Genomic DNA, 26806 nt, shown 5'->3' on the forward strand with positions numbered 1-26806 from the left:
GGCGCTGAACCAACTTCTTCCTCCCCTTCCACCTCGCCCTCGCCCTCTTTGGGAGAAGGGGGGAGCGACGCGGAGGGGGAGGCTTAGGACGGGGTAAGAGGGAGCTCGATGGTAAATCGCGTCCCCTCGCCCTGCACGCTCTCCACCCTGACGGTCCCCCGGTGCTCCTCCACGATCCGCTGGGTGATCGACAGCCCCAGGCCGGTGCCGGCTCCCTTCCTGGTGAAGAACGGCTCGAAGATGAGCGGCAGGTCCTCCGGTGCGATTCCGGCACCGTCGTCGCTTATGCAGACCCTTGCCGTCTCCCCCCGGGCGGTGGCTACCTCGATGCTCCCGCCGTTGGGAAGCGCCTCCAGCGCGTTGCGGATCATGTTCATGACCGCCTGCTTAATCTGGTCCGGGTCGATGAGCAGGGGAGGGAGCTCCCCGACCGCCAGGGTCAACCGGACCTGCTGGCGCTCGCACTGGCGGCGCATCAAGAGCACCGTGTCGGAGACCACCCGGTTCAAGTCGCACTCCCTGAAGGCGGCCCGGGCCGGGGAGGAGTAGTTGAGCAGCGCGGTGATGAGCCGCTCGACCCGCTCGATCTCGCTGAGCGCCTTCTTGATCAGCAACTGGTCCCCGGACCCGGAGACGGCCTGGTCGTGAAGATCGTCGAGGAGCAGGGAGATCCCGGTCAGGGGGTTGCGGACCTCGTGGGCGATGCCGGCCGACAGTTTGCCCAGCGAGGCGAGGCGGTCGAGCCGCATCATCTCCTCCTGGAGCTTGGCCTTCTCCGTCTCGTTGCGCAGGATGACCGTGAGCCCCTTGGCCGCCTCCTCGCCGATGGGAAAGAAGCCGATCTCGAAGTGGGTCATCCCCTCCCCGCGCTCCACCCTGAGCGCCTGGCGCCCGTAGCCCGCGTGGCTGGCGAGGACCCGCTCGATCTTAGCGTCCAGGTCCCCCCATCCCTCGAAGACCTCGCGGTAGCACCTGCCGAGCCGGGCTTCTTCGCCGAGGTAGAGGAGGCCGGTCCCGTTGATCGAGGTGAGTGTCCCCTCCGGCGAGAGGGTGACGATGGCGCTGGAGATACTCTCCAGGATGCTCTTCTGGAAGTTCCGCTCGTCCATGATCTCGAGGCGGGACTTGCGGAGCTCGTCCAGGGTGGCGAGGATGCTCTCCTTGCGGAGCTCCAGCTCGTCCGCCATGTAGTTGAAGGTCCCGGCCAGCACCCCGATCTCGTCGGCCGAGCTGACCGCCACCCTGACGCTGCTGTCCCCGGCGGCGAGCTTGGAAGCCCCTTGGGTGAGCTCTCTTAAGGGGACGCTTATGTTGCGGGACAAAAGCCAGGCGGAGAGGGCGGCGAGCAGGGCGGTGGCGAGGATGATGAGCGCGCTGGTGGTTCTATGTTCGCCGAGCTGCGTGAAGATCAGCCGGCTCCCCCTCCTCGCGGCCTGGTGGAACTGGTCGGCCTGGAACCCGATGGTCACCCCGCCGAAGACTCCGAATTTCTTGTAGTCGCCGCTGTCGTACGGGATGGGGGCGTAGGCCATGATCTTCTTGGCGCCGCCGGCGTTGGTTATGTCGACGTACCCGAACCGCTGGTTGCGGACCTCCGAGGCGACCAGCGGATAGCTCGGGTCGACGAAACCGGCGTAGTCGAGGTTGTAGGGGATGCGCCCCGCATCGATGTCGGCTTTGGAGGAGTGCTCACTGTAGGGGGGGACCAGGCGGCCGTTTTCGTCTACCCCCCGGATGTCCCAGAACTTGGGATGGGTGACGATCCACCCCTCGTCGTCGAACATGAAGGCGTAATTGCCGCTGCGGTAGGAGGGAAAGACGGTAGAGAAGCTCTTGCCGGGATCGATATGCTGGGTGAACTCCATCAGGTGGCGATGGTCCAGGGAGAGCACCACCGCCCCGGCGAAGCCCCCCCCGGCGTTAAAAAGCGGCGCGCCGAAGCGGACCACCCCTTGGTAGCTCTTGCCGTCGTAGGCGCTTTCGGGGTCGCCGGCCCCGGCCAACTGCTCTTTTTTGAGGATATGGAAACCGGTAACGTGCGAGACGTAGATTTCCCCCCGCTTAAGGCCGCGGATCCGGCGGAAGTACTCCTCGCTCTTGTAGGTGGTGCGGGCCGGATCGGAGACGTTGCGAAGCTCGCTGGGGGAGACGATCCGCCCGTTGGCGATGACGAGCTTCTCCTGCCCGGTACGGTCGATGAGGGCGATGGAGCGGTAGAGGGGGACCAGCTCGTGGCTTTCCTGCGGGGCCTCGGGGGTGCCGCTACGGAGCCAGAGCTCGCTGCGGCGGGTCTGGTAGAAATTAAGGAGCGCTGCGCTGTCGAGGCGGGAGCGGGAGAGAAACAAGAGGTCGTTTTCGCATTGGTGGAGAAAATCGGAGACGCTGTCGGCCAAGACCCGCGCCCGCATCTGGAGCACCTCCGAGGACTGGGTGTCGTCGGACTCGGCGATCTCGGCGGTAAGCTTCGTGCTGGTCGATTGCAGGTTGAAAAGCAGAATGATCGAGGAGACCAAAAGCGGCACGAGCGAAAGGAGCAGGGTGCTCATCAGGATCTTCTTGAAGATGGTGAAGCGGGGCAAGAAGGGGTTCCTCCACGTAAGGTGCCGATGCTGATAGAAGTCGATTCAGTTGCCAAGGGATCAAACAGTGTCTTGGCCGGAGACTAACACAAATCTCCCGGCTGAATAAACATAATCCTGCAGAAGGAAGTCCACCCGCGAATAGGGGGGTGGGGGATTCGATGGTGGCGGGCGTGAGGCAAATCCCCCCCGGCCCCCCTTTGACAAGGGGGGAGAGTTAGTGCGAAACGGGATGGTTTTAATTGACTTCGCCGCGGGGCTGCATTAAGAATAACCAGTTATTTCAAGCTTCACGTGGGGGAAACGATTGGGCTACCGGGACCTTGCTTCGTGCGTCGCCGACCTGGAACGCACGGGGGCCTTGAGAAAAATCGATGTTGAACTCTCCGCCGAGCTCGAGATCGGCTCGATCCAGCGGCGGGTGTACCAGGCGGGAGGGCCGGCGCTCCTCTTCACCAGGGTGCAGGGAAGCGATTTCCCCATGCTCGGGAACCTCTTCGGAACCCTGGAGAGGACCAGGTATATCTTCCGGGATACCTTGAAGGGGATCGAGAAGCTGGTGGAGATGAAAGTCGACCCCCGCGCCGTCATGAAGAATCCCTTCTCCTTCGTCTCCGCCATTCCCGCGGCCTGGCATCTCCTTCCCAAGACGGTCGGGGAGGGGCCCATCCTGGCCCACCGGACCACCATCGACAAGCTCCCGCAGCTCAAGTCCTGGCCCGACGACGGCGGCGCCTTCATCACACTCCCCCAGGTCTACTCCGAAAGCGCCGCGAGCCCCGGCCTTCGCCATTCCAACCTCGGCATGTACCGCGTGCAGCTTTCCGGCGGCTCCTACAAGCAAAACGAGGAGATCGGGCTTCACTACCAGATCCATCGCGGCATCGGCTTCCATCACGCCGAGGCGCTGGAGAAGGGGGAGCCGTTCAAGGTCAACATCTTCGTCGGCGGGGCCCCGTCCATGACGGTGGCGGCCGTGATGCCGCTTCCCGAGGGGATGCCGGAGCTCTCCTTCGCCGGGCTCTTGGCCGGCCACCGGATGGAGATGATTGCCCGCCCCGGCGGCCTCCCGATCCCGGCCCAGGCCGATTTCGTCATCACCGGTACCGTCGATCCCACCCGGACCCTTCCGGAAGGGCCTTTCGGCGACCATTTCGGCTACTACAGCCTGGCTCACCATTTCCCGGTCCTGAAGGTCGAGGAAGTCTTCCACCGCGACGGCGCCATCTGGCCCTTCACCACGGTGGGGCGTCCTCCCCAGGAAGACACCTCCTTCGGCGCCTTCATTCACGAGCTGACCGGGCCGCTGATTCCCACCGTGATCTCCGGTGTGAAGGCCGTCCACGCGGTCGATGCCGCCGGGGTTCACCCGCTTCTTTTCGCGGTGGGAAGCGAGCGCTACGTCCCGTACGCCGAGAAGCGCACTCCGCAGGAGATCCTCACCATCGCCAACGCGGTGCTCGGCCAGGGGCAGCTTTCGCTCGCCAAGTACCTGATGATCGGCTGTCACGAGGACGCGCCGCAGCTCGATATCCACGACATCCCGGCGTTTCTTGCGCATGTCCTGGAGCGGATCGACCCCTCCCGCGACCTCCATTTCCAGACCGCCACCACCATGGACACCCTCGATTACTCCGGAAGCGGACTGAACAGCGGCTCGAAGGTGGTCATGGCGGCTATCGGCGAGAAGCGGCGGACGCTCGCTACCGAGGTGCCCGGCGAACTGCGGCTTCCCGCCGGCTTCTCCGCCCCGGCGATCTGCCTCCCGGGTGTGCTGGCCGTGCAGGCCCCCCCCTGCCGGATAGCCAAGGGGGCGGACGATCCCGGCATGGAGGAGCTCTGCCGGACCCTGGAAGGGGTGCCGGGGCTGGAGGGGATTCCCCTCATCGTGGTCTGCGACGACAGCAGGTTCACGGCCGCCACCCTCAACAACTTCCTCTGGGTTACCTTCACCCGTTCCGATCCCGCGGCCGATATCTACGGTGTGGGGGCCTTCACCTCCTGCAAGCAGTGGGGGTGCCGGGGGCCGCTGGTGATCGACGCCCGGGTGAAGCCACACCATGCGCCGCCTCTGATCGAAGACCCGGCGGTGGAGCGCAAAGTCGACGAGCTCGCCGCGCCCGGCGGACCGCTGCACGGGCTGTACTGATACGTCCCCCTTTTTCAAAGGGGGGAGCTAAGCAGGGGATCTCTATTAGACGGCGGAGCTGTCTCGCTGGTTTGAGAATTCCCATTCCAGTAGAAAGGAATTTATTTGCCAAAGGAAAGGCTCGATAAGCTGGTTACCGAGCGGGGGCTGGCGCCTTCGCGGGAGAAGGCCAAGGCTCTCATCATGGCCGGTCAGGTGGTGGTCAACGACCATCTGGCGGACAAGGCCGGATTGATGGTGGACGTGGAGGCCGATCTCCGCTTGAAGGGGGCGCCGCTTCCCTACGTGAGCCGCGGCGGACTCAAGCTCGCCAAGGGGCTGGAGCAGTTCGGGATCGAGGTCACCGGCCTCTGCGCCATTGACGTCGGCGCCTCCACCGGTGGTTTCACCGACTGCCTCCTCCAACGGGGAGCCCGCCGCGTCATCGCGGTGGACGTAGGCTATGGGCAGCTCGCCTGGAAGCTCCGCGAGGACCAGCGGGTGGTGAACCTGGAGAAAACCAACATCCGCTACCTTGAGCCGGCCAGCCTCCCCGAGGTCCCCGAGCTGGCAGTCATCGACGCGTCCTTCATCTCGCTGGACAAGGTGCTTCCGCCCACGCTGCGGCTTCTCTCCGCCGATGGGGTCATCGTCGCCCTCATCAAGCCGCAGTTCGAGGTGGGGCGCGGGCAGGTGGGGAAGGGGGGGGTGGTGCGCGACGAGAAGAAGCACCACCAGGTGGTCGCCTCGGTGACCGCCATGGCGCAGGGGCTCGGGCTCCTGGTGCTCGGGGTGTGCGAATCGCCGATCCTGGGGCCCAAGGGGAACAAGGAGTTTCTCATCCACCTGAAGAAGACCGCCGATACGCCGGTCACCTTCCCGATGGATGCGGAGACGGAATGAAGCAGCGTTCGCGTTGCCAGGAACGTCCGGCAACGCGTTACTTAGTATTCAAAATCTGAAGTGGAGGGTTAGATGTCAGACTGCCTGTTTTGCAAGATGGCCACTGGCGCCATTCCGGTGAAGAAGGTCTACGAGGATGACCAGCTGTTCGCCATCGAGGATATCAATCCGGTGGCGCCGGTCCATATCCTGATCATCCCCAAAGAGCACATTGCCAATGCCCTGGACCTTGCCCCTGAGCACGACGCCCTGATCGGTTCCGTTCACCGGGCCGCTGCCACCCTGGCACGCGAGCGCGGCGTGGCCGACGATGGTTTCCGCCTGGTCAACAACACCAACCTGGCGGCGGGGCAATCCGTTTTCCACATCCATTTCCATTTCCTGGCCGGCCGCAAGCTGACCTGGCCTCCGGGGTAATGGTGACGTTGTCGCGTAATCCTTGACGGCGAAACCGCCGCCCGAGTAGCTAATCTGGCATGCAAGGAGTAGACATGAAAACGTTGTTGCTGGCCCTATTGCTGATCTATCCCGTTTCGGCACTGGCGGTGACCTACGAGTGGACCGATAATCACGGCACCGTTCATTTCACCGACGACCGGGGAGAGATCCCCAAGAAGTACCGGAAGAAGGCGAAGATTTTGGGCGAGGACGAGGTGGAGGCCCCCTCGGCACCGGCTGGTTCGCCGAAGAACGAGAAGGCCGGGAAGAAGCCGGCGGAAGGGCAGGGGGACGCGAAAGAGGCGGCTGAGAAGCCGAACAAGAAGTACGGTGACAAGGACGAAGCGGGGTGGCGGTTGGCCTTCCAGAACGCCAACGCCTCGATCCAGCGTGCGGAGGCGGAGCTCGAGTCGTTGAAGGCGAGGCTTACCGATACCTCCAACATGTCCCGTGGCGAGTATCTCTCCATCCAGAACAGCATCAAGCACACCCAGTCCATCCTCGATGAGCGTAAGCAAAAACTGCGTGATCTGAAGAACGAGGCGGACCGGGCCGAGGTTCCGGCCTCGTACCGGCAGTAACCGGCGCGGCACCGGCCCTCAAAGCCGGTGCCGTTTCCGTCTCAGCGCCGCCGGGATGAAAAGTTCCAGCACGTCGTCCACCGCGACGATCCCCGCCATCTTCCCTTCCTTGTCGAGCACCGGCAGCGCGATGAAGTTGTACTTCGCCACGATCTCCAGCACGTCGTCCGGGGTGGAGTCCACCTGCACACTCTTCACGCCGGAGCTCATGAAGCCCGCCACCACGGCCTCCGCCGGATTCACCAGCAGATCCTTCAGGCTGACCACCCCTTCCGGCCGTTCGTGCTGATCGAGCACGTAAAGATAGTAGATCGTTTCCACCTCGGGAGCGTTTTGCCGCGCCACCTCCAGGGCCTGGGCGGCGGTGAGCTCCTTCTTGATGGAGATGAACTGGCTGTTCATCAATCCCCCTGCCGTGTCCTCCTCATGTTCCAGCAGTTCCTGGATCCGGTCCGCATCCTCGTCTCCCATCAGCCCGAGCAGCTCCTGCGCCTTGTCCTCGGGGAGATCTCCCATGACGTCGGCGGCCTCGTCGGGGTTCATCTCCGCGATGATGCTGCAGGCCTGGCTTGCCTCGAGCTGGTTGATGATCCGGGTTCGCAGCTCGGGTTCCAACTCGTGGATGGCCTCACCGGCGGTTTCGTTGTCGAGGGAGTTGAGCACCGTCTCGACGCGGTTCGACGGGATGTTGCTGATGATGAGCGCCAGGTCGGCCGGGTGGATCTCCTTGAGCTGATCCCGGGCCACGGTGAGGGTGAGGCGGAAGACGTTCGATTCCAATAACTGCACGTACTTCCAGTTGATGTGGTGGTCGGAGATCGGGCGGTGGAAAAGAGAGGCGGCCTTCTCGGCCCAGTGCTCCAACCCCATCCGCCGCAGCAGCCCGCGCAGACCGACGTCCACGAAGAAGACGCAGAGCTTTCCCTGGAAGGTGCCGAGCTTCAGATCGTTGACCCGCAGCACCTTGGCGCCGTTGACGTCGACGATCTGCCGGTCGAGGATATCGCGCTTCAGGAGGATGTCCCCCTCCTGCTGCCGGTAGAGGGGGAGGTTTTGGCCGGGGCCGGCCAGCGAGATGACGAAGCGGTTGAAAAGGTTGACCCGGGGCCAGGGGACGCTGACGACACGGTGGTCGCCTTCGACCAGGATGTGGGAGACGGCGGGGAAGTGCTCGCCGGGAACCATGACCAGGTCCAGTAGTTTCCCTATCTCGCGCCCCTGCGCGTTGATCACGGGCCTGCCGAGCACGGTGCTCAGGAATATCTCGCTCTTGGTCCTGGCCATGGGTCACCGCTGCGGTTGGGTGCGCCGGCCGGCCCCATCCTCGCCCCGGCCCCGGCCTTGAAGGGGAGGGGGGAGCGTGGAAGGGCGGCCGGGGGCGGTATCGGAGACTGAATGATCCTGCGCGCTTGGGAAATGCTAGAACTGTATAACCCGGTTGGGGGTTGTCAACTTTCCAGCCCTCTCACCCGGCCTCCGGCCATCTCTGAAGGAGCGAGGGGACCGGGGGCGGCGATTGACACCCCGGCGGTTTGCTGTTACGGTAGCTGGAATTTTTCTCCTGGAGTCTCATCGATGCTGACCTATCCTCATATCGACCCCGTCTTCCTGCGGCTCGGACCGCTTCAGTTCCGCTGGTACGGCCTCATGTACATCCTCGCCTTTCTCTCCGGCTACTTCGTGCTCCTCTCGGGCGTGAAGAAGAAAGGGCTCCCGCTGGACAAGGAGAAGGTGGCCGACCTCGTCTTCACCGTGGCGGTCGGCGTCATCCTCGGCGGACGGCTCGGCTACATCCTCTTCTACAACCTCGGTTTCTACCTCGAGCATCCGCTGAAACTCTTCGCGGTCTGGGAGGGGGGGATGTCGTTCCACGGCGGGCTCACCGGAGCGGTGGTGGCGTCCATCTACTTCCTGAGGAAGCACAAGCTCCGCTTCTACCAGATGGCCGACATCGGTATCATGGCCGCCCCCATCGGGCTTTGCCTCGGCCGCCTCGGCAACTTCATCAACGGCGAGCTTTACGGCAGGGTGACCGACGCCCCCTGGGGGATGGTCTTCCCCGGCGGCGGCGACCTTCCGCGCCACCCCTCCCAGCTCTACGAGGGCTTCCTCGAGGGGCCGCTCATGTTCCTGATACTTTACCTGGCCGGGAAAAAGTCGGAGGGGCGGGACGGCGTGGTCTTCTGGACCTTCATCGCCTGCTATGGCCTGTTCCGCTTCATCGTGGAGTTCTTCAGGGAACCGGACGCCCAGATCGGGTACCTGCTCGGGATCTTCTCCATGGGACAGCTCTTGAGCTTCCCCATGTTCCTGGCCGGCCTTGCCATGGCGGTGCGCTGCTACCGGAGGAGATAAGAGGGATCAGGAGAGTTTCTTCTTCATCTCCAGGATGTTCTCCCGGCAGTTCTTGTGGTAGGAGACCGAGTCCATCAGCGAGCGGATCAGGAAGATCCCCCGGCCCCGGTCTTCCAGTTCCTCGAAGTTTGGGGTAGGGATGGCGTTGATGTCGAACCCCTGACCGTCGTCGAAGACCCGGATGGTGAGTTCGGAGGCGTGAAGGCTGATTATGATGCGGACGAGCTTCTCCGGTTCGTTGGGACCCGCATGCTTGATCGCATTGACCATCGCCTCCGTCAGCACAAGGTTGAGGTGGTACGCGAGGGTGTCCCGGTCTCCGCTGTATTTCTCCAGTTCCCGGGCGATGTCCTCGCCGATCCTGCCGATCAGGCTGAGGTAACGGGTCTTGTTGGGGACCTTGATGTCAACCTCGATCCTGTTTCCTTCCATTGCTCGCCTCGCTTTACTGGAAGTTTTCCATGGCTTCCACGCTGGAGGGGAATATCTCGAAAACCCGGTGCAGGCGGGTGAGTTCGAACATGGACTTCACCTGGGACTGAAGCGAGGATAGTTTGAGGTTACCCTGGTGGGAGATGGCGTTCTTGAAACCGGAAACAAGGGCGCCCAACCCGGAGCTGTCGATGAACCTGACATCCTTGAGGTCGACCAGCACGTTCTTGGTCCCGTCTTCGAAAAGCTTCTGCACGGCGCTCTTAAGTTCCGCCGAGTTATGAGCGTCCAGCCGCTCCTCTCTAACGTAGAGAATTACCACGTCGTTCCTCGTCTCGTTTACAAGGTTCATAACCTTCTCCTTTATGTAAATCCATGTCCGCATAGCTCGAGCCGCGACTCACATTAATTGTGCAATAACCCCCAGCAATTATCAAGCGAAGCGCGATATTCCTTATCCCCCGCCCCGCAAGCCTTCGCGGCTCTTCCTCGCTCCCGGCCCCCCTCCCGCGGCCGGTTTAATGCCCTCACCCTTTCATTTTCATTGGAAAACCGCCGTTCCTTAGCCCCTTTTGCACCTCTGTGAGTATCGCGTACCGGTTTAGTGGGGAGGCGAGGGGGTGCCGGGTTTTTGCCCCTTTTCCCGAGGGCGGGGTGGATTGGACGGCTCCTTGCCGTCGGTGACCTTGACGACCACCATCGAGATGTCGTCCTGCAAGGGGGCCGGCGAGGTGTATGCGGTCACCTCGGCCATCACCTCTTCGACGATGCCCTCCGGCTCCCGGTCCAGCAGGCGGGTGAGGGTGGCGGTAAGCCGCTCGACCCCGAAGAGCTCGCCGTTTTTCCCCTCGGCTTCGATGATCCCGTCCGTGTAGATGAAGAGGAGATCCCCCGGTGCGAGGGAAACCTCTTTCTGCTCGAAAAGCACGTCCATCTCCACTCCGAGGATCAGCCCCTCGGCGTCCAGCTCCTCCCATTTCCCCTCGCGGTAGAGAAGGGGCCTCGTGTGGCCGGCGTTGGCGTAGCTGAAGGTGTGGGTGGTCCCGTCGTACTTCCCGCAGAACATGGTGATGAACAGCTCGGCCCGGGTGAGGTCGTGGTAGAGGAGCTCGTTGAGCACCCTCAGTACCTCGCGGGGAGCGCGGGTCGCCTGCATCTGGGTCCGCAACACGCTCCTCGTCTCCACCATGATGAGGGCCGCGCCCACGCTGTGGCCGGAGACGTCGGCCATGACGGTATCGACCTGGTCCTCGGTCCTTTGGAAGAAGTCGTAGTAGTCCCCCCCCACGTGGGTCGCCGGGGTGCAGCGGCAGGCGATGCTGATGCCGAGCACCTCCGGGGGGCGCTCGGGGAGCAGGGAGAGCTGGATCTGCTTGGCGAGCTCCAGGTCGCGGGTGACGCGGGCGTTCTCGAGCTGGGCCGCTTCCTTCTGGCGCCGTTCCTGCTCGCGCGCCTCCCGTTCCCGCACGATTCCCACCGCCTGGGCGAGCTGGCCGGCGAGACTCTCCAAAAGCTCCACGAACTGCTCGGTGAAGAGGCCGACGATGGAACGGGAGAAGACGGAGAGGATGCCGACCGGAGGGGCCCCTTCGCTGGCGATCGGGATATGGGCGAAGGACTTGATCCCCTCGCGGTTGAAGATCTCCTTGGCGATCGGCTTGGTGATGTAGGTGGTGTCGTTGAAGAACTCGGTCCGCCTCCCGAGGAAGGCCTCGCCGACGTGGGTGTCGATCTCCACCTGGCGGTCCTCGCCGGTAATGGCATCTCCCCCTTCGCCCTTGAAGCAGCGGACCTCGAGCATCCCGCGGTCGTTCAGGAGCCGGATGACCGCCAGGTCGAGCTTGAACTCGCGCAACAAAAGGGTCAAAAGGTCCTGCATGATGATGTCGAGCTCCTGGGAGCGGCTCATGATCTCCGACGCCCTGAGCCTCACGAAGAGCGCCTCGCGGCTTTGGTCGCGGGAGGTCCGGACCGTGGAGAAGATGTCGTAGACCGACTCCATGCGGGACCCGATGTCGGAGAGGAAGCTCTCCACCACCGCCCCGGCCGCCGCCCCCCCGAGCGAGCCGGCCAGGGTCTTCTCGACGAAGCGCTTCAGGTTGGGGAGCTCGAACTCGGAGACCCCCCCCTTGCCGTCGATCTCACGATCGCCGAGGTAATCGCTGATGGCGGCGTAGGCGGGCCCCTCCCCGATGAACTTCGACATCAGGTTGACGAACTGGACGATGGTCACCGGCTTGGAGAGGCGCTTGGTTTCCCACTGCGGGGTTCCGTCGGCTGGCTCGAAGACGTGGACGAACTTCTCGACCTGTTCCTTCTCCTTCTCTCCCTGGTGGAAGATGATGGAGAGGTGGAGATAGGCGGAGATGTTGAAGAACATGCTCCAGAAGAGGGTGTGGCTCCAGGGGTCGAGCTTGAGGCCGAAGAGCGCCTGGGGCTTCAGGAGCTCGATGCCGAAGGGTCCGTAGGTGAGGATGTCGGAGTGCCAGTGCCCGGCGTGGATGATGGAGGGGAAGAGCATGGTGTAGCACCAGACCGCGAACCCGAGCGCCAGGCCGCCGATGGCCCCCGCCTTGTTGCCGCGGGGCCAGTAGAGTCCGCCGATCAAGGCAGGGGCGAACTGGATGGCGGCCGAGAAGGAGATGAGCCCCATGTTGGCGAGCATGTAGCTCTCCCCGACGATGCTCTGGTAGAGGTAGCCCAGGAAGATGACCAGGATGATCCCGACCCTCTTCAGGTTGAGGAGGAGAAACGAGAACCAGCTCCTGGGCTTGAGCCGCACCACGACCGGCATCAGGACGTGGTTCAGAAACATGGTGGAGACCGCCACCGACTCGACCATCACCATCCCGGCCGAGGCGGAGAATCCCCCCAGAAAGGCCAGCAGGGCCAGCCAGTGGTGCCCCGCCTTGAGCGGCAGGGTCAGCACGAAATAGTCGGCTCCGGCGTTGGTGCCGGTCATCAGCATCCCCGCCGCGGCGATCGGCATGACGAAGATGTTCATCAGGAACATGTAGGCGGGGAAGGCCCAGGCGGCGGAGTTCAGGTGCCGCTCGTCGGCGTTCTCCAGCACCATGACCTGGAACTGGCGGGGAAGGAGCATGACCGCGCTCATGGAGAGGGTAAGGAGACTGAACCAGGAGAGGTAGGAGTTCTCGTTCCCGGACCCGAGGGTGGAGAGCCTGGCCAGGTCGGCCGGGGAGTGCTCCTTGAGCCGGTAGAAGATGTCCCCCACGCCGTCGAAGAAGACGTAGGTGATGATGATGCCGACGGTGAGAAATGCCACCAGCTTGACGACCGACTCCAGGGCGATGGCCGCCACCATCCCCTCGTGCCGCTCGGCCGCCCCCAGGTGCTTGGCGCCGAAGATGGCGCTGAAGAGCGACAGCACGATGGCCGAGAAGAGGCCGGGGTGGGGGGAGATCGTGGCGAGGCTCTCGGGAAGCGGCAGCCCGAAGTCGCGGGTGCCGGTGATGATGGTGAAGGAGGTGGAGACCGCCCGCAGCTGGAGGGCGATGTACGGCATGATCCCGGTCAGGGTGATCACCGTGATCAGGGCACCCAGCACCTGCGAGCTCCCGTAGCGCGAGGAGATGAAGTCGGCGATGGAGGTGATGTTGTTTTCCTTGGAGATGCGGACGATCTTCTTCAGGAAGAACCACCAGGAAAAGGCGGTGAGGGTGGGGCCGAGGTAAATGGGGAGAAAGTCGATCCCGGTGGTGGCCGCCTTGCCGACCGAGCCGTAGTAGGTCCAGGAGGTCGCGTAGACCGTGATGGAGAGCGAGTAGACGAGAGGGTTGGCGGTGATGCTTCTCCCTTCCTTCTGCCTCTGGTCCCCGTAGTACGCCACCAGAAAGAGGAGCGCTATGTAGAGCAGGGCGGTGCCCCACACCAGGTTGGCGGTCAGCATCAGTGACGGTCCCTTTTCTCGTTTTCCTTGCGCGCGGCACGGCTGAAGAGGTAGACGGTGCAGATCGAGACGAACCATCCGGTCAGCAGGTACAGGTAAAGGAGCGGGAGGCCGAAGGGGAGGACCGGGCGGTTGAAGATGCTCAGGAAGGGATAGTTCATCATCACCATCCCGAGCACGAACCAGACGACCCAGGTGTCCTTGAGCCGCAGGCGCTTCGCCACCCCTTCGCGAAACCGCTTTCTCATGTCAATAACCCCATCCCTTCCAGCGCCCGCTCCACCACGTCCGCCAGCGGCAGCGAGGAATCGACGGTGATCGACTCCCCCGGGGCGGGAGGTTCGTACTCGGAGGCGAGTTGCGGATAGGTTTCCCAGCGGGCGTCGGAGATCTCCCGCGGGTCATCGAGCCGCTTCTCGAGCCGCTCCCTGATCACCTCAACGGGGCAGGAGGTCTCCAGCACCACGAAGGGGACTTCGAGATCCTCGGCCAGCTTGCGGAAGATATCGCGGTCGGCGCGGCGGCGGAAGGTGGCGTCGATCACGACCGGCCTCCCGGCCGATAGTTCCTCGCACGCTCGCAGGGCCAGTTCCGCGTAGGTGGCCCGGTCCCACTCCGGCGTGTAAATTCCTTCGTTGCAGGTGGCCGTTCCCCTGCTGGCAGAGGTGGCCTCACTTTCCAGGGGGGGGGCCGGAGGATGGGGTGCTGACGCCACCTTGGCCTGCGCCGCCATCTCCTTTCGCACCGCGTCGCTTCGCTCCCGCCGGATGCCGAGCTGCAAGGCCAGCTCGCCGGAGAGGGCGCTCTTGCCGCTTCCCGTCATCCCGCAGGTGACGATGAGCGAAGGCTCCAGCCGTTCCCGCAGGATAAAGCCGCGGCAGAGGTTGAAGTAGCGGGCGGCGCTCCCGGCGCACGAGTTGCGCTCGGCCTCGGTCACCCCCTCCTGGCCGCTCCTGATGCTCATCACCTTTCCCCGGATGAAGGCGCGGTTGGCGCGGTAGAAAGTCAGCAGCGGCTCCGGCAGGGAGTCGGCGGCCAGGACCCGGTAGGTGGCGAGGAAGGGGGCGCAGAACTCGCGGTGCCCGGCGTACTCCAGGTCCATCAGGAGAAAGCCGATGTCCGCCGCGGTGTCGGTGTAGCGGAACCTTTCGTTGAACTCGATGCAGTCGAAGATGCAGATGGTATCGGTGAGGCAGATGTTGCCTGAGTGGAGGTCGCCGTCGCACTCCCTGATGAAGCCTTGCGCCACCCGGCTTTCGAGGAGATCCCTCCTTTGATCGAGAAAGGCCCGCACCCACTCCCCGACGAGGGTGTGGTCGCGGCGGGAGATGGTGGCGCCTATGAAGGGCTCCACCTGCCGCAGGTTGTCCTCCCAGTTCACCCCGAGGAGCTCGGGCGTGCCGCAGGCGTCGATCTCGGGGGCGCGCCGGGCGGCGAGGTGGAAATCTGCCACCCGGCGGGCGAGCCGTTCCATCATCCCGAAGCTCGCCTCGCCACGCTCCAGCAGCCGGTTCAGCATCCGCTCCTCGGGGAGCCGCCTCATCTTGACCGCATAGTCGATGAGCTCCCCCTCCGGACGAAAGCTCGCCTGATCTCCGGTCCGGTGCAGTTCCACCACGCCGAGGTAGGTGTCGGGGCAGAGCCGGCGGTTGAGACGGAGCTCTTCATGGCAGTAGTAGAGGCGTTTTTCCAGGGTGGTGAAGTCGAGAAAACCCAAGTCGACGGCCTTCTTCACCTTGTAGACGAAGCGGTCGGTCAGGAACAGAAAAGAGACGTGTGTTTCGATGAGCCGCACCTCAGCCGTAGGCTCAGGGTAGGCCATTGGTTCAAGTAGGGATTTTATGAGCGTACGCTCCATCGCGTTCCCTTAAGGTGACGATTTCACTTGAGGAATACTATCACAACGACCCGGTGGTGCAACTCAAATACCCGGCACAATTGTTGTTTGACGCTTCTGGGTATTTGTGTTAGCTTTCATGTGACGATTCGCGCCATCCCGCGGGATAGAGTATCCCCCAGGGGTGCCGCGTTTTTTAAGTTTTTATGACTGCTTTCTAACTGGAAACCACAGGTACCCCATGACCAAGAAGTGTCTTCCGTTCCTTTTACTTCTTTCCCTGTTGAGTGCGTGCGCCACCGGACAGGCGACCCACGAGGTTCCTTCCCCCCTCACCCCTGAGGCGAGTACGCAGTCCCGCACTCTTTACTTCTTCGCGCTGGCCCGTCTGCGGGCGGGCGAGGGGGACCTCGACGGCGCGCTCACCCTGCTCCGCTCCGCCATCGAGGCGGACCCGTCCTCCCCCATTCTGCATACCGCCGCCGCCCAGATCTACCTGCAGCAAAACCACCCGGACGAGGCGCTGGCCGAGGCCCAGGCGGCAGTCAAGGCGGACCCGAACTCCGTCCAGGCCGAGCTTTTGACCGGCAACATCCTGACCACCATGCAGCGCGAGAAGGAGGCCATCCCCTACTACAAGAAGGTGCTGGAGCTCGACCCGGCCAAGGAAGAGGTCTACCTTCACGTGGCGATCTCCTACCTCAAGAATTACGAGTACGAGCAGGCGGTCGACACCTTGAAGTCCATGATCAAGGCGCTTCCGGAATCGCCGCTCGGCTACTACTACCTGGCCAAGACCTACGACCAGATGCGGCTTCCCAAGGAGGCGCTCTCCTACTACAAGAAGGCGGTGGAGATCAAGCCGGACTTCGAGCAGGCGCTGATCGAAATGGGGATCTCGCAGGAGACCCAGGGGCTGACCAGCGACGCCATCGCGACCTACAAGGCGCTTTTGGAGGTGAATCCCTCCAACATCACCGTCGTGCAGCACCTGGCCCAGCTCTACATCCAGCAGCGCAAGCTCGACGAGGCGCTGACCCTTCTGCAGCAGCAGGGGGGAGACTCCCTGGAGAACCAGCGCAAAGTCGGTCTGCTTCAGCTGGAGCTTGAACACTACGACGATGCGGTGGCCACCTTCGAACAGATCCTCAAGACGGATCCCCAGGCCCACCAGGTCCGTTTCTACCTCGGTAACGCCTATGAGGAGATGGACGAGCCCGAGGAAGCCATCGCCGAGTTCTCCAAGATCCCGCGCGACTCGAGCTACTACGTCGACGCCATGGGCCACCTCGCCTTCCTCTACAAGGAGCAGGGGGACCCGGCCAAGGGGATCGATCTCATCAAGAACGAGATCAAGGAGATGCCGGACAAGGTGGAGCCGTACCTGCACCTGGCCGGGCTCTACGAGGCGATGGACCGCTACCAGGACGGTATCGGCGTCCTGACCGGGATGGACAAGAAGCTGCAGGCCGACCCGCGGGTCAGCTTCCGCCTCGGCATCCTCTACGACAAGACCGGCAAGCGGGAAGAGTCGGTGGCCATGATGAAACAGGTGCTGGTCGCCACCCCGGACGACGCCCAGGCCCTGAACTACCTCGGTTACACCTACGCGGAGATGGGGGAGAACCTCGACGAGGCGCTCGGCTACCTGAAGAAGGCGGTGGCCCTCAAGCCCGACGACGGCTTCATCCTCGACAGTCTCGGGTGGTGCTACTACAAGCTCAAGCGCTATGACGAGGCGGTCTACCAGCTCGAACGGGCGGTGGATCTCTCCGACCACGACACCACCGTCATGGGGCATCTGGCCGACGCCTACTGCGCAAACCGCGACTACCGCAAGGCGCTTCCGATCTACCGCAAGCTCCAGAAGCTCGAGCCCGATCAGAAGGACATAGCCGACAAGATCCGCCGCTGCCGTCAGGAGACTGGGGAAAAATGACCCTGGGGCGCCGGCTAGCGCTGGTCCTTTTTGCCTTCTTGGCCTTCGGCTGCGCCCAAGGTACGCCCGAGCAGAAGCCGCGTGCCGCCGCCAAAGGCGGACCGCCCGCCTACGGCGATGCGCTGGTGACCGGGAGCATCGGCGAGCCTTCCAACCTGATCCCGGTCCTCTCCACCGATTCCGCCTCCAGCGACATCTCGGGGCTCGTCTACAACGGGCTCGTGCGCTACGACAAGGACCTCAAGCTGGAGGGGGATCTGGCGCAGTCCTGGGACGTCTCGCGGGACGGCCTGACCATCACCTTCCATCTGCGCCACGGCGTCAAGTGGCACGACGGCGAGCCCTTCACCTCCCGGGACGTCCTCTATACCTACAAGGTCCTCGTCGATCCCAAGACCCCCACCGCCTATTCCGATGCCTACAAGCAGGTGAAGACCGCCGAGGCGCCCGATCCCTACACCTTCCGGGTCACCTATCCCAAGCCGTTCGCTCCCGCCCTCGAGTCGTGGGGGATGAACATCCTTCCCGCCCATCTTCTGGAGGGAAAGGACATCACCAAGAGCCCGCTTATCCGGCACCCGGTCGGCACCGGTCCCTACATCTTCAAAGAGTGGATCACCGGCCAGAAGGTTACCCTGGAAAGCAATCCCGACTACTGGGAGGGGCGCCCCTACATCTCGAAGTACGTCTACCGGATCATCCCGGACGCCTCGACCATGTACATGGAGCTTAAATCGGGGGGGATCGACGAGATGCCGCTGTCGCCGGTGCAGTACCAGCGGCAGACGAACACGCCGGAATTTCTCTCCCGCTTCAACAAGTACCGCTATCCGGCCTCCGCCTACACGTATCTCGGCTACAATCTGCGCCTCCCGTTGTTCCAGGACAAGCGGGTCCGCCAGGCGATGACCTGCGCGATCAACAAGGAAGAGATCATCCAGGGGGTGCTGTTCGGGATGGGGCAGATCGCGCACGGGCCGTTCAAGCCCGGGAGCTGGGCCTACAAGCCGAAGGTGAACGACGACTTCGGGTACGACCCGGCCCGCGCGCTGGCACTTTTGAAGGAGGCCGGCTGGGTGATGGGGAAGGATGGCATCCTCGTCAAGGACGGCAAGCAGTTCGCCTTCACCATCATGCTGAACCAGAACGACCAGCGGGTGAAGACCGCGCAGATCGTCCAGCAGCGGCTGAGAAAGGTCGGCATCGTGGCGAAGATCAGGGTGATGGAATGGGCTTCCTTCATCACCAACTTCATCGACACCGGCAAGTTCGAATGCGTGATCCTGGGGTGGACCCTAGGGCAGGATCCGGACATCTACGACGTCTGGCACTCTTCGAAGACCGGCCCGAAGGAGCTCAACTTCATCCATTTCAAAAACGCCGAAGTCGACCGCCTCATCGAAGAGGGGAGGGAGACCTTCGACATCGAGAAGCGGAAGGCGTGTTACTGGCGGATCCAGGACATCCTCGCCGAGGAGCAGCCGTACACCTTCCTCTACGTTCCCGATGCGCTTCCCGCGGTGTCGTCCCGATTCCACGGAATCGTCCCCGCGCCGGCCGGCATCGGCTACAACCTCATAAAATGGTACGTGCCGAAGGCGGAGCAGGTTTACTAGGACAACTATGGGCAGATATCTCATAAAACGGCTGCTGATGATCTTCCCGATGCTGATTGGGATCTCCCTGATCACCTTCGTGGTCATCCATCTCGCTCCCGGGGAGCCCGTGGAGATGCAGGTCTCCATGAGCCCGAAGATCTCCGCCGCGACCAGGGAGAAGCTTAGGGAATACTACGGCCTCAACAAGCCGCTGCACGTCCAGTACGGCATTTGGGTATCGCACTTGGCGCGCCTGGACTTCGGCCGCTCCTTCGGCTCCGACCACCGCCCCGTCACCGAGAAGATCGCCGAGCGGATCCCGGTTACCCTGTCGCTCAACGTGATCGCCCTGATTCTCGAATTCTGCCTCGCCATCCCGATCGGCATCCTGGCGGCCACCCATCGCGACACGCTGGTGGATAGGAGCATATCGGTCTTCGTCTTCCTCGGTTTTGCGGTGCCGACCTTCTGGCTGGCGCTTCTCTGCATGTACCTGTTCGGCGTGAAGCTCAACTGGCTCCCGATCTCCGGCCTCCATTCCATGGGGAGCGATAAGCTTCCCTTCTTCGGCTGGCTGTGGGATCTCGCCAAGCACCTGATCCTGCCGGTGGGGATCGCCACCTTTGGCAGCCTGGCCGGCCTCTCGCGCTACATGCGCTCGTCCATGCTCGAGGTGCTCTCCCAAGATTACATCACCACCGCCCGCGCCAAGGGGGTGAAGGAGCGGCTGGTCATCTACAAGCACGCATTGAAAAATGCCATGCTGCCGGTCATCACCCTCCTCGGGTTCTCGCTCCCGGGGCTCATCGGCGGCAGCGTCATCTTCGAGACCATCTTCGCCATTCCCGGTATGGGGCAGCTCTTCTACCAGGGTGTCATGGCCAGGGACTATCCGCTGGTGATGGGTATTCTGATCATCGGTGCCTTCCTGACCCTGTTGGGTAACCTTTTGGCGGACCTCTCGTACGCCTTCGCGGACCCGCGCATCCGCCACGGGAGGGAGTAGCGTGCGATCCTCGACTCCCTTCATGCAGTTCTGGATGAGGTTCAAGGAAAACCGTTTTTCGGTGGCGGGACTCGCCGTCATCGCGGTGCTCTTTCTGATCTCCTTCGCCGCTCCCCTCCTGACCCAGTACCGGCCGGAGACCATCAACGCCTGGCACGTGCTTCTTCCCCCCTCGTCCGCCCACTGGTTCGGGACCGACGAACTGGGGCGCGACGTCTTGACCAGGATCATCTACGGCGCCCGCGTGTCGCTCAAGGTAGGTTTCGTGGCGGTAGGGATCTCGGTGGCCATCGGCGTCGTGGTCGGGCTTTTGTCCGGCTTTTACGGCGGGTGGACCGACTCGATCCTGATGAGGCTCGTGGACATCATGCTCTGCTTCCCGACCTTCTTCCTGATCCTGGCCGTGATCGCCATGCTGGAGCCTTCCATCAACTACATCATGATGATCATCGGCCTGACCAGCTGGACCGGGGTGGCGCGGCTGGTGCGGGCCGAGGTGCTGAGCCTGAAGAGCCGTGACTTCGTGCTGGCGGCGCGGGTGCTGGGGGCTTCCGACGCGAGGATCATCTTCCGGCATATCCTGCCGAACGCGCTCTCGCCGGTGCTGGTGTCGGCCACCCTCGGGGTAGCGGGGGCCATCCTCACCGAATCGGCGCTTTCCTTCCTGGGGATCGGCGTGCAGCCTCCGACGCCGAGCTGGGGCAATATCCTCACCTCGGGGAAGGATTACATCGAGTTCGCCTGGTGGCTGTCGCTCTATCCCGGCCTGGCCATCCTGGTCACCGTCCTCTCCTACAACCTGGTGGGGGAGGGGATCCGCGACGCGCTGGACCCGAGAAGGAGATAACGGCCTTACGTCCCCCTTGTTAAAGGGGGATTTAGGAGGATTTGCAGCAGGTTAGCGGCAAATCCTCCCCCGCCCCCCTTTGACAAGGGGGGAGCTCGCAGAGAATATAGAACATGTTTTAGGAGTTTTTATGGCTGAGCTTTGTGATGAAGGATTCGAAGAACTGAAGGTGAGCAAGCAGGATTTTGTGCCCGCCACTCTCGATGACGAGGTGCGGGTCGACAACAAGTGCAAGGAGCTCCTGCTCCGCTTCTATAACGAAAGCATCGGCGCCGGCATACCGGCCGAAGAGGCCACCGCCCTCGCCAGCGGCGCCGACTACTTCATCCGCGATTTCGTGGTGTCGATCAAGCAGCGGAGCATCTTCGACGAGCGGGCCGGGGTCGTCCGGCAGTTCGCCGCCAACTGGTACATCGTCAATACCATCGAGCCGAGCGCCGCCGAGCTCGAAGGTTACCTGGCCGGGGTCAAGGCCTTCTACCGCTTCCTCCACGGTCACCACCTCATCTCGCTCAAGTTCCTCCAGTCCATCGAGGCCGAGTGCGCCGACCTCGGCTACTACGCCGCCCGGATCGAGAGCTTCTGGGACATCAAGGACGACGGCTACTTCGCCTGGGAAAAAGAGTGCACCCTCAAGGGCGATTAGCAGCCGTCTTCCGCCCGGCGTTCCTTCTCCGCCCCCCATCCTCACCCCGGCCCGCCCCTTGAAAGGGAGGGAAACGTTGCATGTCATGGAGAGCCGACTGGCCGCTTCCCTCATAAGCAGAATCCGCCGTCTACGGCTCTTTTCTCCCGGCGAAACCGTCATCGTCGCGGTCTCCGGCGGGGCGGACTCGGTCGCCTTGCTGGACATCCTGGTCCACCTGGAGATCGAAGGGCTCACCCTGGTCGTCGCCCATCTCAACCACTCACTGCGCGGGGCTGCCTCCGACGGCGACGAGGAGTTCGTCGCCTCCCTCGCCTCGCGTTACCAGCTCCCCTTCGTCACCCGCCGCGTCGACGTGGCCGCCCTTGCCCGGGACGGCAGGCTTTCCCTGGAGGACGCCGGCCGCGCCGCCCGTTACGCCTTCTTCGAACTGACCGCCAACGAACGGAACGCCGACGCCATCGCCCTGGCCCATCACCGGGACGACCAGGCGGAGACCGTGCTCATCAGGCTTTTGCGCGGCTCCGGGGGAGCCGGGCTCTCGGCCATGAGCCCCGTGCGGGGGAAACTCAGGCGTCCGCTTCTGAAGGTAAGCCGGAAGGAGCTGGAGAACTACCTGAAGCTTCGCGGGTTAACCTGGCGTACCGACGAATCCAACGCCGACACCGCCATCCTCCGAAACAGCATCCGTCACCAGCTGATCCCCCAGCTCGAGCGCTACAACCCCAAGGTCTCCGAACGCCTGGCCGCCACCGCCGAGATCCTCTCCGGCGATGAAGAGCTCCTCGAACAGGTCGCGGCGGCCGCCTTTGCCCGCCTCGTCGAATGCTCCCCGGCCGCGGTGCGGCTTCCGCTCGGCCTGCTTCTTCGCGAGCCACGCGGGTTGCGGTTGCGCCTGTATCGGCTTGCCCTGCACGAGTTACGCGGCGACCTCCGGCGGATCTCCTTCGCCCACCTGGAAGCCGTCGACCACTTGGCGTCCGGCGAACGCCCCAGCGCCCGGCTGAAGCTCCCCGGGGATTGCGTGGTCTCCCGCGGCTACGACTCGCTCTCCTTCAGCGGCCAGTGGCGGGCTCCCGCCGGAAATTGGCAACTTGTGGTAAGCGGGGAAGGGCGGCATACTCTTCCGGTAGATTCCGCGCTGGTCGTCGAACGGATCCCGTGCCCCGAAAAATTAGATTCCGGCTCCCGCCTGGTTGCCTTCATCGACCCCGAGGCGGCCCCTTTCCCCTGGACGGTGAGGAACTTCCGCCCCGGCGACCGCTTCACGCCGCTCGGGATGACGGGAGAGCAGAAGGTGAAGGATCTTTTCATAAACGAGAAGATACCTTTGGGGGAACGATCCCGGGTGCCGCTCATCGAGTCAGCCGGACGGATTATCTGGGTGGCGGGGATACGGGTTTCCGAACACGCAAAGGTAAAGGCAACCGCGGAAAAGGTGTGGAGAGTTGAGATTCTTAGGGTTTAAAGCTCTTGTCAAGGTGCTACCTTTGTGGTAATCCTTTTGTTCATTTGAAATCTTTTTTTTACTACTAATCTAAGCACATAAATGCTCGCAGGTGCGCTCGCCGCCGGGACCGCTGTCACAGCCCCCGCCGCGAGCGTCATACCGATATTTCCGGGGAGGAAACTTGAACCAATTCTACAAGAACCTGGCACTCTGGCTGGTAATCAGCCTGATGATGATCCTGCTGTTCAACCTTTTTAACAAACCAAAACCCACCCAGGAAAAGCTCGACTACAGCGACTTTATCGAAGCGGTCGACACCGGCAAGGTGAAGAACACCAACCGGACCATCAACAGCGTCACCATCCAGGGTAACGAGATCATCGGCAAGTACAGCGACGGCAAGGAGTTCAGGAGCTACAAGCCGGCCGATGCCAACCTGACCGACAAGCTGATCGCCAAGCACATTGCCGTCTCGGCCCGCCCCGAGGAGGAGCGTTTCTCCTGGTTCTCGCTCTTGGTCTCCTGGTTCCCGATCATCTTCCTGGTCGCCGTCTGGATCTTCTTCATGAGGCAGATGCAGGGTGGCGGCGGCAAGGCGATGGCCTTCGGCAAGAGCCGCGCGAAGCTTTTGACCGAGGCCCAGGGACGCGTCACCTTCGAGGACGTGGCAGGCATCGAGGAAGCCAAGGAAGAGCTCGAGGAGATCATCTCCTTCCTGAAGGATCCCAAGAAGTTCACCAAGCTGGGTGGCCGCATCCCGAAGGGTGTCCTCTTGATGGGCCCCCCGGGTACCGGCAAGACCCTTTTGGCCCGCGCCATCGCCGGCGAGGCGGGCGTTCCCTTCTTCTCCATCTCCGGTTCCGACTTCGTCGAGATGTTTGTCGGCGTGGGCGCCTCCCGCGTGCGTGACCTCTTCGTGCAGGGCAAGAAGAGCGCACCGTGCATCATCTTCATCGACGAGATCGACGCCGTCGGCCGTCACCGCGGCGCAGGCCTCGGCGGCGGTCACGACGAGCGCGAACAGACCCTGAACCAGCTGCTGGTCGAGATGGACGGCTTCGAGTCCAACGAAGGGGTCATCCTGATCGCCGCTACCAACCGCCCCGACGTCCTCGACCCGGCGCTCCTCCGCCCGGGCCGCTTCGACCGCCAGGTCGTGGTTCCCCGTCCCGACGTGAAGGGGCGCGAGATGATCCTCAAGGTGCATTGCAAGAAGACCCCGCTCGGGGCCGACGTCGATCTCGGCGTCATCGCCCGCGGCACCCCCGGTTTCTCGGGCGCCGACCTCGCCAACGTGGTCAACGAAGCGGCTCTCCTGGCCGCCCGCAAGGATAAGAGCATCGTCGAGATGATCGACTTCGACGACGCCAAGGATAAAGTCCTCATGGGCGTCGAGCGCCGCTCCATGGTGATCTCCGACGAGGAAAAGAAGAACACCGCCTACCACGAGGCCGGTCACACCCTGGTCGCCAAGCTCATCCCGGGCACCGACCCCGTCCACAAGGTCTCCATCATCCCGCGCGGCCGCGCGCTGGGCGTCACCATGCAGCTCCCGATCGAGGACAAGCACAGCTACTCCCGCGAGTCGCTTCTCGACCGGATCGCCGTCCTCATGGGCGGGCGCGTCGCCGAAGAGGTCATCTTCAACTCGATGACCACCGGCGCCGGCAACGACATCGAGCGCGCCACCGAGATTGCCCGCAAGATGGTCTGCGAGTGGGGCATGAGCGAGAAGCTCGGCCCGGTCACCTTCGGCAAGAAGGACGAGCAGATCTTCCTGGGCCGCGAGATGGCCACCCACAAAAACTACTCCGAGGCCACCGCGGTCGAGATCGACCACGAGATCAGGCTGATCGTCGAGCAGAACTACGCCAGGGTCCAGGATCTGCTCCGCTCCAACCTGGATGCCCTGCACCGCATCTCCCTGGCCCTCATCGAGAAGGAGAACCTGACCGGCGATGAGGTTGACCGGATCATCGCCCAGGGCGCCCTTCCCCCGGAAGGGACTGCCACCGCATGATAGCTGCACCGGCGGCGTGGGATCTCCCACGCCGCTCTCTTTCGTTGAAACGTCCGCTGGTCATGGGGATCCTCAACGTGACCCCGGACTCCTTTTCCGACGGACACCGTTTCTTCTCCCTTGAGGCCGCCGTGGAGCGCGCCATCGAGATGGAGGCGGAAGGCGCCGACATCGTCGACATCGGGGGGGAAAGCACCCGGCCCAATGCCCCCGCCGTGGAGCTCGACGAGGAACTTCGCCGCGTGGTCCCCGTCATCGAGGCGCTGGCCGGGAAACTTACGGTCCCCATCTCGATCGATACCTACAAGGCCGGTGTCGCCCGGGCCGCCTGCGCCGCCGGCGCCGAGATCGTCAACGACGTGAGCGGGCTCTTCTTCGACGACGGCATGGCAACCGCCGTCGCGGAAGCCGAGGCGGGACTCGTCGTGATGCATACGCGGGGAAGACCCCACGAGATGCAGCAAAACACCAGCTACGGCGATCTCATTGGCGAGGTCGTCGAATACCTGAAAGGGTCCCTCGCGCTGGCCAAGCGGGCAGGCATCGCCTCTTCCCGTATTGCGGTCGATCCCGGCATCGGCTTCGCGAAGAGCCTGGAGGGTAACCTCGAGTTGATCCGCAGACTCCCCGAGCTTGCCGCACTGGGGTATCCCGTGCTGGTGGGCCCCTCCCGGAAGTCGTTCATCGGGAAGGTGCTCGGCAGGGATGGGGGGGAGCGGCTCTTCGGAACGGCGGCAGCGGTTGCCGTCTCCATCGTGAACGGCGCCTCCATCGTAAGGGTGCATGACGTAGCTGCCATGAGGGACGTCGCGGATATGGCGCGGGCGCTCAGCTAGCCCCGCACGAATGCTGGGAGTAACCTCCCGCGTGGTGCCGATGAATCCTTCTCTGCAAGACATAGGCGTGATTCGGGACCTTCTCGATCTATCGCTCGTAGCTCTGATCGTCACTCGGCTCTCCAGGCTTTTGAAGGCGCAATTGGCCCTGCGCGTCCTCCCCGCGCTTTGTCTCCTGCTGGCCGGTCACCTCCTGGCCCGGCTCTTCTCCCTGTACACCGTCCGGATCCTCCTCGATACCTTCCTCGCCTCTTCGGTGGTGGTGCTGGCGGTCATCTTCCAGACCGACATCCGCCGGGGTTTTGCCGCCTGGATCAGGAGCAAGACCGGGAAGGACGTGGAGATGTCGGATGTCATCGACGAGCTGGTGTTCGCCGTGGCGGGACTGGCCCAGAAGCGGATCGGGGCCCTGATCGTCATCGAGCGAGGCATCCAGGTCGATAGCTACCTGGCGGTGGGGACCGACATCGACGCCAAGGTGACGAGCGAGCTGATCTCGTCCATCTTTTTGCCGTACTCCCCGATCCACGACGGTGCGGTGATTATCCAGCATGGGAAACTGACCAAGGCGGGATGCTTTTTGCCGCTCACCCAGAACCTCGAGATCAGCAAGAGCCTGGGGACCAGGCACCGCGCGGCTTTCGGGCTATCGGAGCTGGTCGACGCGGTGGTCGTGGTGGTTTCCGAGGAGACCGGCGCCATTTCGGTCGTCGTGGGAGGAAAGAAGACCGTTATCCTGGAACCGCCGGCTCTTGGCAAGATGCTGAGAAGGCTGATCGAGCCGAGGTGGCTTAAATGAGAATGCACGGGCCGGAACCGAGCGATGCAACGGTGGTCACGGGGCTTTCCCTGCTGCTGTCCGTCCTTATCTGGACGTGCGTGATGGTGGAGCGTCCCGCCGAGACGACCCTGAAAGTCCCCCTGCGAGCCGAACATATCCCTGCCGGCCTGAAAGTGACCACGCCGCTTCCGGAGAACGTGGAGGTTACCGTGGCCGGGCCGGGGATCCTTTTATGGCCGCTTCGTTTCGTCGATCCCGGGAGCGTCGAGCTCGATCTTTCCACGGCGGCGGCAGGTGCGGCATCGTTTGCCGCCGATCGCCGCTCTCTGCGGTTTGCCGACAGCGATCTCAAGGTGGTGCGGATGTATCCGGCCAACGTGCGGGTGACACTGGTGACGATCTCCGGCCAGGCAAAGTAGCCGTTTAATGTAATTTCATCTCGCCCCCTTTGGGGGAGAGGGGCAGGGCGAGGGCAGGTTATACCGGGCACTCTCTCCATTTATTTCGATCCAAGGAGCTC

At 63.2% G+C, this 26806-nt stretch carries 22 protein-coding genes; 15 read left to right on the forward strand and 7 right to left on the reverse strand.

Annotated elements, in window-relative coordinates; translation table 11 throughout:
- Positions 1-83: 83 nt before the first annotated feature.
- Positions 84-2579, reverse strand: a complete 2496-nt coding sequence (locus L4X63_RS17675) for a PAS domain-containing sensor histidine kinase (RefSeq protein ID WP_250679977.1) — start codon at positions 2577-2579, stop codon at positions 84-86.
- Positions 2580-2886: 307 nt separating this feature from the next.
- Between L4X63_RS17675 and L4X63_RS17680 the strand changes: the two genes are divergently transcribed.
- The 4 genes from L4X63_RS17680 (at position 2887) to L4X63_RS17695 (ending at position 6629) form a co-directional block, all read left to right on the forward strand.
- The gene (locus L4X63_RS17680) at positions 2887-4728 is read left to right on the forward strand and encodes a UbiD family decarboxylase (RefSeq protein WP_250679978.1); all 1842 of its coding nucleotides are present in this window, start codon (positions 2887-2889) and stop codon (positions 4726-4728) included.
- Between the two features lie 105 nt (positions 4729-4833).
- Positions 4834-5610, forward strand: coding sequence for a TlyA family RNA methyltransferase (locus L4X63_RS17685; RefSeq protein WP_250679979.1), 777 nt, complete (start codon positions 4834-4836; stop codon positions 5608-5610).
- A gap of 72 nt (positions 5611-5682) precedes the next feature.
- Positions 5683-6027, forward strand: a complete 345-nt coding sequence (locus tag L4X63_RS17690; protein ID WP_250679980.1) for a histidine triad nucleotide-binding protein — start codon at positions 5683-5685, stop codon at positions 6025-6027.
- A 74-nt stretch (positions 6028-6101) separates the two neighbouring features.
- The gene (locus L4X63_RS17695; RefSeq protein ID WP_250679981.1) at positions 6102-6629 is read left to right on the forward strand and encodes a DUF4124 domain-containing protein; all 528 of its coding nucleotides are present in this window, start codon (positions 6102-6104) and stop codon (positions 6627-6629) included.
- A gap of 18 nt (positions 6630-6647) precedes the next feature.
- Here the strand turns inward: L4X63_RS17695 and L4X63_RS17700 are convergent, their stop codons facing one another.
- On the reverse strand, positions 6648-7913 hold the full coding sequence (locus L4X63_RS17700; protein ID WP_250679982.1) for a magnesium transporter MgtE N-terminal domain-containing protein: 1266 nt from the start codon (positions 7911-7913) through the stop codon (positions 6648-6650).
- 294 nt (positions 7914-8207) lie between these two features.
- Here L4X63_RS17700 and lgt point away from each other — a divergent pair, with 294 nt between their 5' ends.
- On the forward strand, positions 8208-8984 hold the full coding sequence (gene lgt, locus L4X63_RS17705) for a prolipoprotein diacylglyceryl transferase (protein ID WP_250680126.1): 777 nt from the start codon (positions 8208-8210) through the stop codon (positions 8982-8984).
- Between the two features lie 6 nt (positions 8985-8990).
- Here lgt and L4X63_RS17710 read toward each other — a convergent pair whose 3' ends face one another.
- The 5 genes from L4X63_RS17710 to L4X63_RS17730 form a co-directional block, all read right to left on the reverse strand.
- Complete coding sequence (locus L4X63_RS17710; RefSeq protein ID WP_250679983.1) at positions 8991-9416, reverse strand: ATP-binding protein; 426 nt, start codon at positions 9414-9416, stop codon at positions 8991-8993.
- A gap of 13 nt (positions 9417-9429) precedes the next feature.
- Positions 9430-9768 (reverse strand): STAS domain-containing protein, encoded by a 339-nt coding sequence (locus L4X63_RS17715; protein ID WP_250679984.1) that lies wholly within the window; start codon positions 9766-9768, stop codon positions 9430-9432.
- A gap of 249 nt (positions 9769-10017) precedes the next feature.
- Complete coding sequence (locus L4X63_RS17720; protein WP_250679985.1) at positions 10018-13326, reverse strand: SpoIIE family protein phosphatase; 3309 nt, start codon at positions 13324-13326, stop codon at positions 10018-10020.
- Positions 13326-13574: a hypothetical protein gene (locus L4X63_RS17725; RefSeq protein ID WP_250679986.1), complete on the reverse strand. Its 249-nt coding sequence runs from the start codon at positions 13572-13574 to the stop codon at positions 13326-13328. Before L4X63_RS17725 ends, L4X63_RS17720 begins: the two co-directional genes overlap by 1 nt.
- Positions 13571-15148: a bifunctional aminoglycoside phosphotransferase/ATP-binding protein gene (locus L4X63_RS17730; RefSeq protein ID WP_250679987.1), complete on the reverse strand. Its 1578-nt coding sequence runs from the start codon at positions 15146-15148 to the stop codon at positions 13571-13573. The genes L4X63_RS17725 and L4X63_RS17730 overlap by 4 nt, the downstream gene beginning before the upstream one ends.
- 256 nt (positions 15149-15404) lie before the next feature.
- Between L4X63_RS17730 and L4X63_RS17735 the strand changes: the two genes are divergently transcribed.
- The 10 genes from L4X63_RS17735 (at position 15405) to L4X63_RS17780 (ending at position 26705) form a co-directional block, all read left to right on the forward strand.
- On the forward strand, positions 15405-17102 hold the full coding sequence (locus tag L4X63_RS17735) for a tetratricopeptide repeat protein (RefSeq protein ID WP_250679988.1): 1698 nt from the start codon (positions 15405-15407) through the stop codon (positions 17100-17102).
- On the forward strand, positions 17099-18718 hold the full coding sequence (locus L4X63_RS17740; protein WP_250679989.1) for a peptide-binding protein: 1620 nt from the start codon (positions 17099-17101) through the stop codon (positions 18716-18718). The genes L4X63_RS17735 and L4X63_RS17740 overlap by 4 nt, the downstream gene beginning before the upstream one ends.
- A gap of 7 nt (positions 18719-18725) precedes the next feature.
- The gene (locus tag L4X63_RS17745) at positions 18726-19706 is read left to right on the forward strand and encodes an ABC transporter permease (RefSeq protein ID WP_250679990.1); all 981 of its coding nucleotides are present in this window, start codon (positions 18726-18728) and stop codon (positions 19704-19706) included.
- A 22-nt stretch (positions 19707-19728) separates the two neighbouring features.
- On the forward strand, positions 19729-20553 hold the full coding sequence (opp4C, locus tag L4X63_RS17750) for an oligopeptide ABC transporter permease (protein ID WP_250680127.1): 825 nt from the start codon (positions 19729-19731) through the stop codon (positions 20551-20553).
- A gap of 130 nt (positions 20554-20683) precedes the next feature.
- The gene (locus tag L4X63_RS17755) at positions 20684-21199 is read left to right on the forward strand and encodes a hypothetical protein (RefSeq protein ID WP_250679991.1); all 516 of its coding nucleotides are present in this window, start codon (positions 20684-20686) and stop codon (positions 21197-21199) included.
- An 85-nt stretch (positions 21200-21284) separates the two neighbouring features.
- A complete protein-coding gene (gene tilS / locus L4X63_RS17760; protein ID WP_250679992.1) occupies positions 21285-22667 on the forward strand; it encodes a tRNA lysidine(34) synthetase TilS in 1383 nt (460 codons plus the stop codon).
- 163 nt (positions 22668-22830) lie between these two features.
- Positions 22831-24669: an ATP-dependent zinc metalloprotease FtsH gene (gene ftsH / locus L4X63_RS17765; protein ID WP_284694696.1), complete on the forward strand. Its 1839-nt coding sequence runs from the start codon at positions 22831-22833 to the stop codon at positions 24667-24669.
- A 44-nt stretch (positions 24670-24713) separates the two neighbouring features.
- The gene (gene folP / locus L4X63_RS17770) at positions 24714-25505 is read left to right on the forward strand and encodes a dihydropteroate synthase (RefSeq protein WP_502799921.1); all 792 of its coding nucleotides are present in this window, start codon (positions 24714-24716) and stop codon (positions 25503-25505) included.
- Positions 25506-25545: 40 nt separating this feature from the next.
- Complete coding sequence (gene cdaA / locus L4X63_RS17775; protein WP_250680129.1) at positions 25546-26304, forward strand: diadenylate cyclase CdaA; 759 nt, start codon at positions 25546-25548, stop codon at positions 26302-26304.
- Positions 26301-26705 carry a YbbR-like domain-containing protein gene (locus L4X63_RS17780; protein WP_250679994.1) on the forward strand — a complete coding sequence of 135 codons (405 nt, stop codon included), beginning with the start codon at positions 26301-26303 and terminating at the stop codon, positions 26703-26705. Before cdaA ends, L4X63_RS17780 begins: the two co-directional genes overlap by 4 nt.
- Positions 26706-26806 lie beyond the last annotated feature (101 nt).

This window comes from Geomonas sp. Red32, assembly GCF_023652955.1.
Taxonomy (GTDB): Bacteria; Desulfobacterota; Desulfuromonadia; order Geobacterales; family Geobacteraceae; genus Geomonas.